General features: G+C 64.6%; 15 protein-coding genes. 9 read left to right on the forward strand and 6 right to left on the reverse strand.

Translation table 11 applies throughout. The features are described from left to right. Positions 1 to 21 precede the first annotated feature (21 nt). Positions 22 to 906: an MBL fold metallo-hydrolase gene (locus BMY68_RS04455; RefSeq protein WP_085531406.1), complete on the reverse strand. Its 885-nt coding sequence runs from the start codon at positions 904 to 906 to the stop codon at positions 22 to 24. A 396-nt stretch (positions 907 to 1,302) separates the two neighbouring features. On the opposite strand from BMY68_RS04455, the gene BMY68_RS04460 reads away from it, so the two are divergent. Then, on the forward strand, positions 1,303 to 2,625 hold the full coding sequence (locus tag BMY68_RS04460) for a sigma-54 interaction domain-containing protein (RefSeq protein WP_085531404.1): 1,323 nt from the start codon (positions 1,303 to 1,305) through the stop codon (positions 2,623 to 2,625). A 436-nt stretch (positions 2,626 to 3,061) separates the two neighbouring features. Here BMY68_RS04460 and BMY68_RS04465 read toward each other — a convergent pair whose 3' ends face one another. Beyond that, positions 3,062 to 3,616, reverse strand: a complete 555-nt coding sequence (locus tag BMY68_RS04465; protein ID WP_009043361.1) for a GNAT family N-acetyltransferase — start codon at positions 3,614 to 3,616, stop codon at positions 3,062 to 3,064. Between the two features lie 191 nt (positions 3,617 to 3,807). Here BMY68_RS04465 and BMY68_RS04470 point away from each other — a divergent pair, with 191 nt between their 5' ends. The 3 genes from BMY68_RS04470 (at position 3,808) to BMY68_RS04480 (ending at position 5,954) form a co-directional block, all read left to right on the forward strand. Next, a complete protein-coding gene (locus BMY68_RS04470) occupies positions 3,808 to 5,307 on the forward strand; it encodes a helix-turn-helix transcriptional regulator (protein WP_085531403.1) in 1,500 nt (499 codons plus the stop codon). A 135-nt stretch (positions 5,308 to 5,442) separates the two neighbouring features. Next, positions 5,443 to 5,694: a CsbD family protein gene (locus BMY68_RS04475; protein ID WP_085531401.1), complete on the forward strand. Its 252-nt coding sequence runs from the start codon at positions 5,443 to 5,445 to the stop codon at positions 5,692 to 5,694. An 11-nt stretch (positions 5,695 to 5,705) separates the two neighbouring features. Further along, entirely contained in the window at positions 5,706 to 5,954 is a 249-nt protein-coding gene (locus tag BMY68_RS04480; protein ID WP_085531399.1) for a DUF1652 domain-containing protein, read from the forward strand. 30 nt (positions 5,955 to 5,984) lie between these two features. On the opposite strand, the gene BMY68_RS04485 is transcribed toward BMY68_RS04480, so the two are convergent. Further along, the gene (locus BMY68_RS04485) at positions 5,985 to 7,379 is read right to left on the reverse strand and encodes a sensor histidine kinase (RefSeq protein WP_085531397.1); all 1,395 of its coding nucleotides are present in this window, start codon (positions 7,377 to 7,379) and stop codon (positions 5,985 to 5,987) included. Continuing rightward, positions 7,357 to 8,040 carry a response regulator transcription factor gene (locus BMY68_RS04490; RefSeq protein WP_009043366.1) on the reverse strand — a complete coding sequence of 228 codons (684 nt, stop codon included), beginning with the start codon at positions 8,038 to 8,040 and terminating at the stop codon, positions 7,357 to 7,359. Before BMY68_RS04490 ends, BMY68_RS04485 begins: the two co-directional genes overlap by 23 nt. Positions 8,041 to 8,223: 183 nt before the next feature. Between BMY68_RS04490 and BMY68_RS04495 the strand changes: the two genes are divergently transcribed. From BMY68_RS04495 to hcnC, 5 genes are all read left to right on the forward strand, one after another. After that, positions 8,224 to 8,562: a YdcA family protein gene (locus BMY68_RS04495; protein ID WP_085531395.1), complete on the forward strand. Its 339-nt coding sequence runs from the start codon at positions 8,224 to 8,226 to the stop codon at positions 8,560 to 8,562. Positions 8,563 to 8,652: 90 nt separating this feature from the next. After that, entirely contained in the window at positions 8,653 to 9,192 is a 540-nt protein-coding gene (locus tag BMY68_RS04500; RefSeq protein ID WP_085531393.1) for a hypothetical protein, read from the forward strand. Positions 9,193 to 9,402: 210 nt separating this feature from the next. Further along, positions 9,403 to 9,720 (forward strand): cyanide-forming glycine dehydrogenase subunit HcnA, encoded by a 318-nt coding sequence (hcnA, locus tag BMY68_RS04505; protein ID WP_041986661.1) that lies wholly within the window; start codon positions 9,403 to 9,405, stop codon positions 9,718 to 9,720. Next, positions 9,717 to 11,126 carry a cyanide-forming glycine dehydrogenase subunit HcnB gene (gene hcnB / locus BMY68_RS04510; RefSeq protein WP_085531392.1) on the forward strand — a complete coding sequence of 470 codons (1,410 nt, stop codon included), beginning with the start codon at positions 9,717 to 9,719 and terminating at the stop codon, positions 11,124 to 11,126. Before hcnA ends, hcnB begins: the two co-directional genes overlap by 4 nt. Beyond that, positions 11,119 to 12,375: a cyanide-forming glycine dehydrogenase subunit HcnC gene (hcnC, locus tag BMY68_RS04515; protein WP_085531390.1), complete on the forward strand. Its 1,257-nt coding sequence runs from the start codon at positions 11,119 to 11,121 to the stop codon at positions 12,373 to 12,375. Before hcnB ends, hcnC begins: the two co-directional genes overlap by 8 nt. An 81-nt stretch (positions 12,376 to 12,456) precedes the next feature. Here the strand turns inward: hcnC and BMY68_RS04520 are convergent, their stop codons facing one another. Together BMY68_RS04520 and BMY68_RS04525 are read right to left on the reverse strand one after the other, a co-directional pair. Further along, entirely contained in the window at positions 12,457 to 13,062 is a 606-nt protein-coding gene (locus tag BMY68_RS04520; protein WP_085531389.1) for a glutathione S-transferase, read from the reverse strand. 372 nt (positions 13,063 to 13,434) lie between these two features. Further along, on the reverse strand, positions 13,435 to 13,902 hold the full coding sequence (locus BMY68_RS04525) for an NUDIX hydrolase (RefSeq protein WP_085531387.1): 468 nt from the start codon (positions 13,900 to 13,902) through the stop codon (positions 13,435 to 13,437). Positions 13,903 to 13,913: the final 11 nt, after the last annotated feature.

The raw sequence follows: 13,913 nt of genomic DNA on the forward strand, positions 1-13,913 counted from the left end.
GGTGGAGTGGCGTTATAGGTTTTAAAGGGCGTTCAGCGGGATCTTCAGGTAGCTCACGCCGTTGTCGTCGGGCTCGGGGAACTGGCCGCTGCGCATGTTGACCTGCACCGACGGCAGGATCAGCACCGGCATTTCCAGGGTGGCGTCGCGGGCTTCGCGCATGCGCACAAAGGCGTCTTCGTCGATCCCTTCATGGATATGGATATTGTGGGCGCGCTGTTCGGCGACCGTGGTCATGTATTGCAGCTCGCGGCCGTTGGGCAGGTAGTCGTGGCACATGAACAGCCGGGTCTGCGCTGGCAGGGCGAGGATCTTGCCGATGGAGCGGTACAGGGTGCGCGCGTCGGCGCCGGGGAAGTCGCAGCGGGCGGTGCCGTAGTCGGGCATGAACAGGGTGTCGCCGACAAAGGCCACGGTCTCTTCAGCGACCTGTACCAGGTAGGTCATGCACGCCGGGGTATGGCCGGGGGTGTGCAGGGCGCGGGCCTGGAGGTTGCCGATGGCGAAGCGGCTGTCGTCTTCGAGCAGCACGTCGAACTGGCTGCCGTCGCGGGCAAAGCCCTGGCCTTCATTGAACAGCTGGCCGAACACCTGCTGCACCACGGTGATCTGGTTGCCGATCGCCACCCTGGCGCCGAGCTGGGCCTTGAGGTAGGCCGCGGCGGACAGGTGATCGGCGTGCACGTGGGTCTCGAGGATCCAGTCGACCTGGGCGTCCAGTTCCCGTACCCGGGCAATCAGTTTGTCGGCGGACTCGGTGCGGGTGCGGCCGGACTTGGGGTCGTAGTCCAGCACGCTGTCGATCAGCGCGCAGCGCCGGGTGTCGAGGTCCATCACCAGATAGCTGATGGTCCACGTCTGGCTGTCAAAAAAGGCTTCTACGCACAGCGATGCGCCGATGATCATGGGGTTCTCCGAGCAATAGGGTGACGGCGGTCGGGGCGGGCAATCGTCCCTAGGCTCTGTACGAAAAGTGGCTGCGCTCGGCCATGCTGCGTTAAAAACAGGCTCGGAATGCTCATGTAGGTCCCTACAGTCGAACGCGACCCCGGCCGTTCCTCGCCTGTTTTTGCCTTGCCTGACCTTCGCTCGCCGACTTTTCGTACAGACCCTTGGACTGTCAATAAGCGTGCCAACCGGCGCGCGCTGCTTTTACCGCCCATTCATTGAATTCAAAGGCTTGGAACGGGCGTTCTGGCTGTCACTGTCAATTGTAGGTGGCAGTCGATTGGCAGTTTCTGGCAGAAAATGGCAGAAGCCGGGCCCATGGTTTAAGCTGCCGCGCAACGCCCAGGAGTTGCCATGCCCCAGTCCCCGAATGCCCTCGCCAATCCTGAAATGTTAGCCCTGATGTCCTATCTGGAGCATGACGCGCAGCCGACGATCCTGCTGGACACCGACTACAACATCCTCGCCGCCAACACCGCCTACCAGCGCCAGTTCGGTGTCGAGGGCAAGCCCCATGTCGGCGCCAAGTGCTACCGGGTGTCCCACCAGTTCGCGGTGCCTTGCGACCAGGCCGGCGAGCATTGCCCGATGCGCAAGGCCTTCGAGACCCGCCTGCCGGAACGCCTGCTGCATATCCATCACACCCCGCGCGGGCCGGAGCATGTGGACGTCGAGTTGCGGCCGATCCTCGGCGACACGGGGCAGGTGGTGGCTTACGTCGAGCGTCTGAGTTCGGTGGCGGTGGCCTCGGTGCAGCCGCAGCAGAAGGGGTTGGTGGGGCGTTCGCCAGCCTTCAATGCGGCCTTGAGTGCCCTGCAGCGGGCGGCGCCGTCGCAGATCCCGGTGCTGCTCCAGGGCGAGTCCGGCACCGGCAAGGAGCTGTTCGCCCGCGCCCTGCATGACGGCAGCCCACGTGCCGGCGGGCCGTTGGTGGTGGTCGATTGCACCGGCCTGACTGAGTCGCTGCTGGAGAGCGAACTGTTCGGTTATGAGAAGGGCGCTTTTACCGGCGCCCTGCAACGCAAGATCGGCCTGGCCGAGGCGGCCCATGGCGGCACCCTGTTTCTCGACGAGATCGGTGAAGTGCCGCTGGCGATGCAGGTCAAGCTGCTGCGGCTGATCGAGTCCGGCAGCTTTCGCCCGGTGGGCAGCCTGCGCACCGTGCATTCGGACTTCCGCCTGGTCTCGGCGACCCACAAGCCGCTCAAGGAAATGGTCGCCGCCGGCACTTTCCGCCAGGACCTGTACTACCGCATCAGCGCCTTCCCGATCCGCCTACCGGCCCTGCGCGAGCGCGGCGACGACCTGCCGCTGCTGATTGACAGCCTGCTGCAACGCCTGGCGCCGGGCGCGGTGCCGCGGGTCGCGCCGCAGGCCCTGGAGCGCCTGGGCCTGTATGCCTACCCGGGCAATATCCGCGAGCTGCGCAATATCCTCGAACGGGCGCGGCTGTTCAGCGACGACGGGGTGATCCGCGTCGAGGACCTGCCCGAGGAATTGCGCGCCGGCAGCGCCGCCGCCACAACGCCGCCGAGCCGGCGCCGCGCGGGCAAGGACCTGGAACAACTGGCCCACGCCCTGGAAGTGTTCGAAGGCTCGCGCAGCGAACTGGCCAAGGCCCTGGGCCTGAGCGAGCGCACCCTGTATCGACGCTTGAAAGCCCTGGGTATTTCCTGAGCCACGGCATATCGCCCCCCTCGATATTCCGCTCCCGCGCAATGCCTGTGTAGCCGCTGCCGAAGGCTGCGATCGAGCGGCACGCTCGCGGCGATCCTGCTGGCGCCGGAGACCCTGCGGGTCTATCGCAGGCTGCGCCAGCGGCTACAGGGAGGCTGCGAACCCCTCGACATTCCGCCCCCGCTCAATGCCTGTGTAGCCGCTGCCGAAGGCTGCGATCGAGCGGCACGCTCGCGGCGATCTTGCCGGCGCCGGAGACCCTGCGGGTCTATCGCAGGCTGCGCCAGCGGCTACAGAGAGGCTGCGATCCTCTCGATATTCCGCTCTCGCTCAATGCCTGTGTAGCCGCTGCCGCAGGCTGCGATCGAGCGGCACGCTCGTGGCGATCCTGCTGGCGCCGGAGACCCTTCGGCTCTATCGCAGACTGCGCCAGCGGCTACAGGGGCGAGCGGGGTGACAAGCGGTTGCTGCGGCCGGGCAGGTCGCAAGCCATCACCCACATCCCTATCTGCTCCAGGTCGGTGTTGAAGGGCACCTCGCCTACCTGACGCAGGCCGGCGCTGGCATAAAAACGCTGGGCGCCAATGTTGCTCTTGAGCACGTCCAGCCACAGGCAGGGTTCACCGGCATCGGTGGCGCGCTGCAGCACATGCTCAAGCAAGCGGCGACCGTGCCCCTTGCCGGCCTGGGATTTGAGCAGATAGATCTTCTGCAACTCGGCACCGGGAATGCCGCTGCCCGGAGTGGGCCGCGCCCAGTTGAGTTTGGCGAAACCTATGGGGTGCTGTTGCTCGTCCAGGGCCAGCAGCCACAGATGCTCGCTCTTGGCGGCAAGAGAGTCTCGCAGGGTATGGAGGGAGAAGTCCTGGTCGAGAAACTGCTGTATGCCTTCAGCGGTCCAGATCGAGGAGAAATGCTCGCGGTAGGTGGCGCATCCGATGGCTTGGAGGGCATCGATATCGCGGCTGTCAGCTTCACGGATGGTGATCATGCTTCACTCCTTGATGGCATTGGCGGATTGGGCCGGGTGCGGCAGCTTAGCCTTTGCGCAGGCGAGGCTCCAGTACTCCGCCGTCATTGGCGCATCGGCTCCAGGGCACGATGGCGAAGCGCCGTGGTCGTAGTTTCTGCCCGCCTTTTTTCGACGTCACGCCAGTGGCGCCGGGCCTTTGAGGAATTGCCATGAGCCAGGATCTACTCGCCACCGAAACCAATCGCCGACAGTTGCAGCAGATCATTTCCGGACTGTCCGACGGGGTCATCCTGCTCGAGGCGGACCGGCGCATCGTCTGGGCCAACGAGGCGGCGCTGGCCATGCACGGGGTTGGGGAGATCGCCGAGTTGGGCGCCGACGACCAGCAATACGCCGAGCGTTTCGCCCTGCGTTATCGCAACAACCACCCGCTGGCGCTGGACAGCTACCCCATCAATAGGGTCGCCGCCGGGGAGACTTTCAGCGATGTGGTGGTGGAGGTGCGCAGCGGCGAGGGCGAGGAAGAACGCACCTGGGTGCATCGGGTGCGCAGCATGATCCTCACCGACCGCGCCGGCGAGGTGGAATCCCTGGTGCTGATCCTCAGCGATGCCACCGAGTGGGCCAGCGCCGAACAGCGCTTCGAGAAGACCTTCAATTCCAACCCGGCGCCGGCGGTGATCTGCCGCCTCAGCGACCTGCGCTACATCAAGGTCAACCAGGGCTTCCTGGAAATGACTGGATATGCCCGCGACCAGGTGATCGGCCGCTCGGTATACGAAGTGGATGTGCTGGAGGGCGCCGAGCGCAAGGACCTGGCCATCGAACGCCTGAACCAGGGCGCGACCATTCCGCAGATGCAGGCCGAGCTGCGCCTGCCCGAAGGCGGCAGCAAGCTGGTGATAGTCGCTGGCCAGCCGCTGGACCTCAATGAAGAAGACTGCATGCTGTTTTCCTTCATGGACCTGGAGCCGCGGCGCAAGGCCGAGACCGCCCTGCGCCAGAGCGAGGAGCGCTTTGCCAAGGCGTTTCGCCTGACGCCGGTGCCGACCCTGGTCTGCGGCGCCGACAGCCAGCAGATCGTCGATGTCAACGAGGCCTTTCTCGACAGCACCGGTTATGCCGCCGAAGAGCTGCTGGGCAAGACAGTGGAGGAGGTCGGTTTCATCGCCAGCCCGCAGGCCTGTGCCAGCCTGTTCGGCGCCCTGGAGAAAAGCGCCGATGTGCGCAACGTCGACCTTCGGGTGGCGAAGAAGGGCGGCGAACTGCTCGACTGCGTGGTCTCGGCCGACACCGTGGATATCCAGGGCAAGCCCAGCTACCTGCTGGTGCTGATGGACATCACCGAGCGCAAGCGCTCCGAGCTGGAGCTGGTGTCGGCGATCGAGGAGGTGATGCGCGATGCCTCGTGGTTCAGCCAGACCCTGATCGAAAAGCTGGCCAATGTACGCAGCGCCAACCAGGCCGAGCAGCCCAGTGCGTCCTTTACCGACCTGACCGCCCGCGAGCGTGATGTGCTGGGGCTGATCTGCGAGGGCCTGGCCGACAAGGAGATCGCCGCGCGCCTGCAGCTGGCGCCCAGCACGGTGCGCAATCACGTGGCCACGGTGTATTCCAAGCTGGCGGTGCACAGCCGCGCCGAGGCCATTGTCTGGGCTCGCGAGCGCGGGCTGTTCAGCGGCGATCGCCGTGGCAAGGCTCAGCGCTGACCGGTGCAAATGCACCAGTGCCATCAGTACAAATGGCGCTTTTGCGGCGTGACGGGGTTTTTTAGGCTGGGTGATGTGCGGTGCCGTGGCGGACACGGGCCGTGCACCGAAAATCATCAGCTGAAGGAATGCACGATGCGTAGCGAACAGATCAAAGGTGCGGTGGGCACCGCGGCCGGTAAGGCCCAGGGTGCAGTAGGCGAGCTGCTGGACGATCAGCAGATGCGCCTGGAAGGCGCCGCTCGCCAGGCTGCCGGGCAATTGCAGGAAACCTATGGCGATGCGCTGGACAGCGTCTCCCGCTTTGTCCGTGACAAACCCATGGCCAGCGTCGCCATCCTCGCCGGGATCGGCCTGCTGGCCGGCCTGTTGTGGCGTCGCCGCTGAGGAAGGCCTGGGTGATTTCCCGGGCGCAGTTGCGCCGCTACATCGAACAGGGCTTCGCGCCCCTGGCCTGTGCCTTCAGCACCGGCGCCGACTCCACCGTCACCCTGCGGATCTACGAACCGCAAAGCGGCCGGGTCGACCTGGTGGTCACCGGCATCGACCCGCGGCTGCTTGAGACTGAAGCGGACGTGCTGGCGATGATCGAGGAGCTGCGGTACGAGTTGCGCAGCAACTCCATCAGCCTGGTGCATCTGTCCTGATCGCACCCGGCATTCTTCTGTAGCAGCCGTTCAGTCTTTGCCGATCAGGCTCGGCCGGCAATCGAGGCTCAGGCGCGCGCCGCCGCGGTCGCTGCTGCCGACGTCGAGCTTGAAGCCGTGCAGGCTGACGATGGCCGCGACGATGGACAGGCCCAGGCCAAAGCCGCCGTGGGAGTTGCTGTCGTCGACCCGGTAGAAGCGCTGGAACACCGCCTTGCGCTCGGCCTCGGGAATGCCGGGGCCGGAGTCGAGGACTTCCAGGCGCGTACAGCCGCCATCCTCGACACCGCGCAGAATCACTTCGCCGCCCGGCGGGGTGAACTTGATCGAGTTGCTCAACAGGTTGGCCAGGGCCTCGAACAGCAGGGCGCGGTCGCCGGTCAGGCTCGGCAGCGTGGCGGGCACATCCAGGGTCAGGGTCAGCTGGCCTTCCTCGGCCAGCGGCAAATAAAAGTCATATAGCTCGCGCAGCAACGGCAGCGGGTCGAGCTCGACAAACCCCGAGCGACGCTGGTGATCCTCGATCTCGGAAATCCGCAGCAAGCCGCGAAAACGCGCCATCAATCGATCGGCCTCGGCCAGCACCTGGTCCAGCTGCAAGGCTTCCGGCGTGCCCTCGACCGCCTGTTGCTGCATGCGGTACAGCTGGGCGCGCAGGCGGGTCAGCGGGGTGCGCAGGTCGTGGGCGATGTTGTCGCACACGCCCTTGACCTCGTTCATCAGCCGTTCGATGCGGTCGAGCATGGCGTTGACGATGGCCGCCAGCATGTCCAGCTCGTCGCGGCGGTTGGACAGCGGCAGGCGGTGGGTCATGTCGCCGGCGACTATCGCCTCGGCGCTGGCCTGCAGGGCGCGGATCCGCCGCAGCGGCCGGCGCCGGAGCAGATGCCAGCCGGCGGCCCCGGGAATGATGGTCAGCGATACACCCCACAGCAGCGCATGGAGGATGATCCGCGTCACCGCGAACAGCGAGCCGTTGTCGCGCACCAGGATCAGCCAGCGGCCATCGCGGGTGTAGGTGGCCACCGCGTCGCAACTGTCGCGGGGCAGGTTGGGGTCGTCGGAGTCGATGCAGCTCTTGAGCTCGTGGATCTGCCCGTCCAGCGGCAGGTCGTCGGGGATCTCGCGGATCGGCCCGCTGAGGTAACGGCGGCGCTCGTCGAACAGGCCGTAGGCGTCGATGGCGCGCATGTCGAAGGTCATGCTGGTGGTCAGGGCCTCTTCCAGCTGTTCGCCCTGGAAGCGCGCGAACAGGTGCTGGCGCTGCATCAGCGAGTGCTTGGCGAGGCTTTCCAGGTAGCCGGACACCTCGTAGTACATGACGCCCATGAGGATGCAGCTCCAGGCCACGAACAGCGAACTGTAGAGCGCCAGCAGGCGGCTGCTGGAGGAGCGCCAGCCCTTAGAGGGGTTCAGCAATGACATAACCCGAGCCTCGCACGGTGCGGATCAGCGGGGTCATGCCGGGCGGATCGATCTTCTTGCGCAGGCGGCCGATATGCACGTCGATCAGGTTGGTGCCCGGGTCGAAGTGATAGCCCCAGACCTCCTCGAAAATCATCATCCGCGAGAGGATCTGGCCGGTGTTGCGCATGAGGAATTCCAGCAGCTTGTATTCGGTGGGCAACAGGCTCAGCAACTGGTCGGCGCGGGTCGCTTCGCGGCTGATCAGGTTCAGCTCCAGGTCGGCGACCCGCAGGCAGGTCTCGAATTCCTGCACCGTACTCTTGCGCCGCAGCAGCACCTCGACCCGGGCCGCCATTTCGTCGGAGGCGAAGGGTTTGGTCAGGTAGTCGTCGCCGCCGGCGCGCAGGCCGCGCACGCGTTCGTCGACGTCGGACAGGGCGCTGATCATCAGGATCGGCGTCGACACGCCGATGGTGCGCAGGGTGGTGACGATCGCCAGGCCATCCAGCTCGGGCAGCATGCGGTCGAGGGTGATCAGGTCGTAGTCGCCGCTGACGGCACGTACCAGGCCTTCGCGACCGTTATCGACCCAATCCACGTCCAGCCCGTGGCTGCTCAGTTCGGCCACGATTTCGCGGGCTGTTACGGCATCGTCTTCGATGGTCAGAATGCGGGTCATAGGGGCTTACCTGATTGGGATTTCATGACACAGGCCGGCATTTTGCCAAGAAATGGCCGCGGGCTTTCTAAAAAATCTTTCATCTTTGCGCCAGTGCCCTGGCCAACGCAGGGTAGCAGGCGCGCTGGGCGGAGCGATCGTTGATATCATCCAGCTATTACTGGCTGGCAGGGACGCTACGCAATGCACCGACCTCATGACCTCGACTGGAAAGCCCTGGGCATTTGCCTGTTGCTGCTGGCGGCGGCCCCGGCGTTCGCCGCCAATCAACCCTGCTCCGGCAAGAAGGGCGGGATCGCCGGTTGCGACGGCGAGCTGTTTTTGTGCAACGACGGCTCCATCAGCGGCTCCAAGCAAAACTGCGCCGCGCGCTACGGCAACTCGGGCCAGGCGGCGCGTCCACAAAGCCTGTTGCGCAGCAGCGACGGCTGCTCCTGTGGCAGTGGCAGTTTCTGCACCGGGCCACGGGGCGGGGTCTATTGCCTGACCCCGAGCGGCAGCAAAAGCTACAAGCGTAAATAACCCACGCAGACACCGATTGGACAGGCCCGGGTGCCTCTACTAGCGTTGCCGGCACGGCGCCGCCGGGGGCCACTATCGGGGACAACACGGATGGACAAACAGCAAGCCAAGCGCCAAGTCATCGCCAGCCTCGAGGCCGGGCGCTCCAAGGGCGAAACCTTTGCCGCGTTCGCCGGCAGCGGGATCAAGGAGCGGCTGCTGGCGTTCTGGATCGCGGCCTATTCTGATCCCGCGCTCTATGCCCGGCACCGGCGCAAAATCCAGATCCTGCTGGCGGTGATGTTGCTGCAGGCGGTGGTCGGCGCGGTGGCAGGGTTCTTCCTCGGCTCGGTCATCGGCCCCAAGGCTGCCTGGGTATTCGCGCTCTTGGGTGGCGTGGTGCCGCTGCTGTTTGCCTGGGGCTTCCATAAACCTTCGGCGAACGCCTACACCTTCTATGCCCTTCTGACCCTGTCGCAATTTCCGCGGTTGTTCGAAGGTTATGCCGAGGACCCGTTGGGGACCCTGATCGGCGCGGCCATTACCTTGGGGGTGGTGTTTTTCGCGATGTACGTGCGCAGCCTGATCTTTCCGGATTTCGCTTTCATCGGGCCGCGCAAGGTCAAGGGCCGCTACGTGTTCTCCAGTTAGGGCAGGGCGGCGCAAGGCGCATTCCAGAGCCTTGCGCTTTGCTTGGCCCAGATCAATGTTGTTGTTCGACAAACCTACTAGATTGGCCCGGTGTTCAGCTCCGAGGAGCTGGCGTCGCGCAACCGTGATCCGGGTCGAAGTCCAGGTTCACGGCGATGCACAGCAGGACGCTGGCATTCCTCTTCACTCCGTTCAAGGACGAATTTACTGATGCGCCATACCGAACGAACCTTCGATATCCAGCCGTTGCAACAGGCGGATATGACCATCAGCCTCAATGGCCAGCCGGTGACGGCGGCGATTGGTGAAACCGTACTCAGCGTCATCCAGTCCCTCGGGCTGCGTCAGGTGGCGCGCAACGACCACGGCCAGCTGGCCGGCGCCTATTGCGGCATGGGCGTGTGCCATTGCTGCCTGGTGCAGATTGACGGCCGACACAAGCGCCGGGCCTGCCAGACCCAGGTGCGGCCGGGCATGCAGGTACAGACCGAGGTCAACCGCATCATTGCCGCGGAGGAGGTGCTATGAGCCTCAATCCACTGATCGTCGGCGGCGGCCCCGCGGGCATGGCCGCGGCCATCGAACTGGCCGAGCACGGGGTGCGCAGTACCCTGATCGACGAGGCCTCGCGCCTGGGCGGCGTGGTCTATCGCGGACCGCTGCGCGACGGCGTGCAGCTGGACTATCTGGGGCCGCGTTATTGCGAGGCCCTGGCGAAACTGCACGGCGCCTTTTCCGACTGCGAACAGATGATCGATGTGCGCCTCAACCACCGGGTGGTGGGGGCCGAAGGCAAGGGCAGCCTGGTCCTGCTGGATGCCGACGAGCACTTGCAGGAAGTGGCCTATCCGCAGTTGCTGCTGGCCGCCGGTTGCCATGAACGCAGCGTGCCGTTTCCCGGCTGGACCTTGCCTGGGGTGATGCTGCTGGGCGGCTTGCAGTTGCAGATCAAGAGCGGCGTGGTCAAGCCGCGCGGGCCGGTGGTGATCGCCGGCAGCGGGCCGTTGCTGCCGCTGGTGGCCTGCCAGCTGCACGCCAGTGGCGCGAACGTGGCGGCGGTCTACGAGGCCTGCACCTTTGGCCGGATCGCCAAGGAAAGCCTGGCGCTGCTGAACAAGCCGCAGCTGTTCCTCGACGGCCTGAGCATGCTCGCCTACCTCAAGTTGCACCGCATCCCGATGCATTACGGCTGGGGCGTGGTCGAGGCCCAGGGCAGCGACGGTTTGGAAAGCGTCAGCGTGGCACCGTATTCGGCGCGTTGGGAGCCGGACCTGAGCCGCCTGCAACCGGTCGCCGCGCAGACCCTGGCGGTGGGCTACGGCTTTATCCCGCGCACCCAGCTCAGCCAGCAGATGGGCCTCAACCACGGCTTCAGCCATGACGGCTACCTGCGGGCCACGGCCAACGTCTGGCAGCAAAGCAGCGAGCCGCACATTCACCTGGCCGGCGACATGGGCGGGATTCGCGGCGGCGAGGCAGCGATGCTCACCGGGCGCATCGCCGCGCTGTCGATCCTGATGCAGCGCGATGTGCTGAGCAACGAGGAGGCCCTGGCGCGGCGCCAGAAGTACCAGAACAAACTGGCCTCCATCACCCGTTTCCGCGCGGCGGTGGATCGCTACACCGAACGCGGCACCGGGCAGATCGAACTGCCGGCCGCCGACACCCTGATCTGCCGTTGCGAACACGCCACCCGTGGCGATATCGACCGCGCCCTGGAGCAGGGCGTGCAGGACATGGCCAGCCTGAAGATGCGCACCCGGGTGAGCATGGGCGACTGCCAGGGCCGCATGTGCGTGGGCTATTGCAGCGACCGCCTGCGCCAGGCCACCGGGCGCCAGGACGTGGGCTGGTTGCGCCCGCGTTTCCCCCTGGACCCGATTCCTTTTTCCGCTTTCCCTCAACCGAGCAAGGATGCTGTGAATCATGAGTAAGTTCTACGACGTGGTCATCGCCGGCGGCGGTGTGATCGGCGCTTCCTGCGCGTACCAGTTGTCCAAGCGCAAGAACCTGCGGGTGGCGTTGATCGACGCCAAGCGTCCGGGCAATGCCACCCGTGCCTCGGCAGGCGGCCTGTGGGCCATCGGCGAGTCGGTGGGGCTGGGCTGCGGGGTGATCTTCTTTCGCATGATGTCGGCGCGCAACAAGCGCCAGGCCCGGGGTTCGGCGGTGCTGGTGGACTCCAGCACGCCGCATATCCTGCCGCAGTCGTTCTTCGACTTTGCCCTGCAATCCAACGGCCTGTACCCGCAGTTGCATGAAGAACTGCGCGAACGCCACGGCATGGACTTCAAGTTCGAGCGCACCGGGCTGAAGTTCGTGATCTACGACGACGAGGACCGGCTCTACGCCGAGCACATCGTGGCCTGCATCCCGCACCTGGCCCATCAGGTGCGCTGGCTCGACCAGGCGGCGCTGCGCCAGGCGGAACCGAACGTCAGCCATGCCGCCCAGGGCGCTTTGGAATTTCTCTGCGACCACCAGGTCAACCCGTTCCGCCTGGCCGACGCCTACACCGAAGGCGCGCGGCAGAACGGCGTGGACATGTACTTCAACACCAACGTCACCGGGGTGCTGCACCAGGGCAGCCGGATCAGCGGCGTGCAGACGGCGGAGGCGGGGCTGTTCCATTGCGACACCCTGATCAACGCCGCCGGCGCCTGGGCCGCGGAGCTGAGCCTGCAAGCCACCGGCGCGAGCATTCCGGTGAAGCCGGTCAAGGGCCAGATCCTGCTCACCGAGCGCATGCCGCAACTGCTCAACGGTTGCCTGACCACCAGCGACTGCTACATGGCGCAGAAGGACAACGGCGAGATCCTGATCGGCAGCACCACCGAGGACAAGGGCTTCGACATCAGCACCACCTACCGGGAAATCCAGGGCCTGGTGCAGGGCGCGGTGCGCTGCGTGCCGCAGCTCGAACAGGTCAACCTCAAGCGTTGCTGGGCCGGCCTGCGCCCGGGCTCGCCGGATGAACTGCCGATCCTCGGGCCGATGTGCGGGGTAGAGGGTTACCTCAATGCCTGCGGGCATTTCCGCACCGGCATCCTGACCTCGGCGATCACCGGGGTGCTGCTGGATCGGTTGGTGAATGAGGAGGCGTTGCCGCTGGATATCACGCCGTTCCTCGCCGAGCGTTTCGGCTTGCAGGCGGTGGCGCCGTTGCAGGTGGCGCTGGCCTGAGGCATCGCGTCTCCCTGAAGTTTTTACGATGAATGTGAACGGTGACGCGGTGCTGCAGTAACACCGCGTCGCCTGGTGGCCTCAAACCATCGGCGTACTGACAAACAACGCCAACCCTTCGGCATACTCCGCAAACGCTTTGACCCTTGGAAACCGCGCGGCATCCAGATGCTCGGCCACCAGCAGTTGGGTAAAGCTCCAGGCCACGGCCAGGCTGATACCGGCCTGATCGATATCGCCATCGGTGGCCAGCGGGCGTTTCTCCAGTTCTTTTTCCAGCTCGCCATAGGCCGCCGCCAGCTGCCCGCGAACCCGCTCCAGCCACGGTTCGTGCCGCTTCTCGGCGGGGCGCAGTTGGTACTCGTAGTAGATCTGCACCGACTTCTCGCACGCCGCCAGCGCCAGGCCGATCAGCCGCAGGTCATGGGCCCGCGCCTGGGGCGCCGCCGGCAACAGGCTACGGCCGGCCAGGGCTTCCAGGTAGTCGATGATCAGGCACGAATCCATCAGCACCGTGCCGTCGTCGCAGATCAGGGTCGGCGCCTTGACCACCGGGTTGATGCGCTGGAACTGCTCGAAGGTGCGAAACACCGACAACGCCTCATGCTCGAACGGGATATCCAGGCACTTGAGGGTAATGGCGACACGGCGAACATAGGGTGAATCGAGCATACCGATGAGTTTCATTGAGCATTTCCTTGTGCGGAACAACGAGACAGGGGGAGGGCAGCGGCTAATTTAGCGACAAATGTCCGGGGTTGGCTATCGGGGGCCTGGTTATTGCTGTCCATCATCGATGACCTGTGTTCCAGGTGTCATTAGGCGAGGGTGAACGTTCTCGGGCAGCCTGTCGCAGGGGCTGAAACAGGCGAGCGGTTATATGAGTGCGAAGTTGTAAAAGGCCCGCCAGGCACTGCTACCTGTGTATCGTCAATGACGATTGGAAACCCGCAGCCAAGTGTTGCACTGCGGGTTTAAGCGTGCGGAGCGATATCGGCTGAGTTCTACCGTTGCGGTATGACAGGCTCGATAAAACGCCGTGCATCTCACTGCGCGTGTTTATTTCTCACTCCAGGCGATGGCCTTATTGAACGCCTCATAGGTTTCCGACTCGGTAAACTCCACGGTCGGAACGATCTTGAGGGATTTGAGCAGGTCTTCGACATCGTCCTGCTGCCCGACTTGAACGAAGAACTGCTGGATACTGCTCATCTCGCTGTTGGTCAGGCTGCCCAGGAAGTTCTTTCCCTGGTAGTTCTCGGCTATATAAAAGCTGTAGTTATTGTTGCCGACCCTGGACTTGTATATCGACGTCAAGCCACCGGCGCCCAAGGTGATTTTACCGTCGCTTTCCTCTTTCATCTCCCGGGCGATAGTGTCGTGATCACTTTCTCCTGCATTCTTGGTGCCGCCGAAAAACTGCGGCATGCCGCCATAAACGAGATTGTTTCGTTTAATGGGGAAGTAGAGGTAGCCATTATCCTCATCTTCGGAATGGAGAAGAATTGCGTATGCTTTGTCGGTCATGATGCGCTCCT

The sequence above is a fragment of the Pseudomonas sp. NFACC41-3 genome (assembly GCF_900109505.1).
GTDB classification, from domain to species: Bacteria; Pseudomonadota; Gammaproteobacteria; order Pseudomonadales; family Pseudomonadaceae; genus Aquipseudomonas; species Aquipseudomonas chlororaphis.

What these genes read in the sequence shown, in the direction of transcription:
- hcnA (WP_041986661.1), top strand. Translation starts at nt 9,403, where the DNA reads ATGCGCCATACCGAACGAACCTTCGATATCCAGCCGTTGCAACAGGCG.
- BMY68_RS04520 (WP_085531389.1), bottom strand. Translation starts at nt 13,062, where the DNA reads ATGAAACTCATCGGTATGCTCGATTCACCCTATGTTCGCCGTGTCGCC.
- BMY68_RS04485 (WP_085531397.1), bottom strand. Translation starts at nt 7,379, where the DNA reads ATGTCATTGCTGAACCCCTCTAAGGGCTGGCGCTCCTCCAGCAGCCGC.
- BMY68_RS04495 (WP_085531395.1), top strand. Translation starts at nt 8,224, where the DNA reads ATGCACCGACCTCATGACCTCGACTGGAAAGCCCTGGGCATTTGCCTG.
- BMY68_RS04490 (WP_009043366.1), bottom strand. Translation starts at nt 8,040, where the DNA reads ATGACCCGCATTCTGACCATCGAAGACGATGCCGTAACAGCCCGCGAA.
- BMY68_RS04525 (WP_085531387.1), bottom strand. Translation starts at nt 13,902, where the DNA reads ATGACCGACAAAGCATACGCAATTCTTCTCCATTCCGAAGATGAGGAT.
- BMY68_RS04470 (WP_085531403.1), top strand. Translation starts at nt 3,808, where the DNA reads ATGAGCCAGGATCTACTCGCCACCGAAACCAATCGCCGACAGTTGCAG.
- hcnB (WP_085531392.1), top strand. Translation starts at nt 9,717, where the DNA reads ATGAGCCTCAATCCACTGATCGTCGGCGGCGGCCCCGCGGGCATGGCC.
- BMY68_RS04500 (WP_085531393.1), top strand. Translation starts at nt 8,653, where the DNA reads ATGGACAAACAGCAAGCCAAGCGCCAAGTCATCGCCAGCCTCGAGGCC.
- BMY68_RS04455 (WP_085531406.1), bottom strand. Translation starts at nt 906, where the DNA reads ATGATCATCGGCGCATCGCTGTGCGTAGAAGCCTTTTTTGACAGCCAG.
- BMY68_RS04475 (WP_085531401.1), top strand. Translation starts at nt 5,443, where the DNA reads ATGCGTAGCGAACAGATCAAAGGTGCGGTGGGCACCGCGGCCGGTAAG.
- BMY68_RS04460 (WP_085531404.1), top strand. Translation starts at nt 1,303, where the DNA reads ATGCCCCAGTCCCCGAATGCCCTCGCCAATCCTGAAATGTTAGCCCTG.
- hcnC (WP_085531390.1), top strand. Translation starts at nt 11,119, where the DNA reads ATGAGTAAGTTCTACGACGTGGTCATCGCCGGCGGCGGTGTGATCGGC.
- BMY68_RS04465 (WP_009043361.1), bottom strand. Translation starts at nt 3,616, where the DNA reads ATGATCACCATCCGTGAAGCTGACAGCCGCGATATCGATGCCCTCCAA.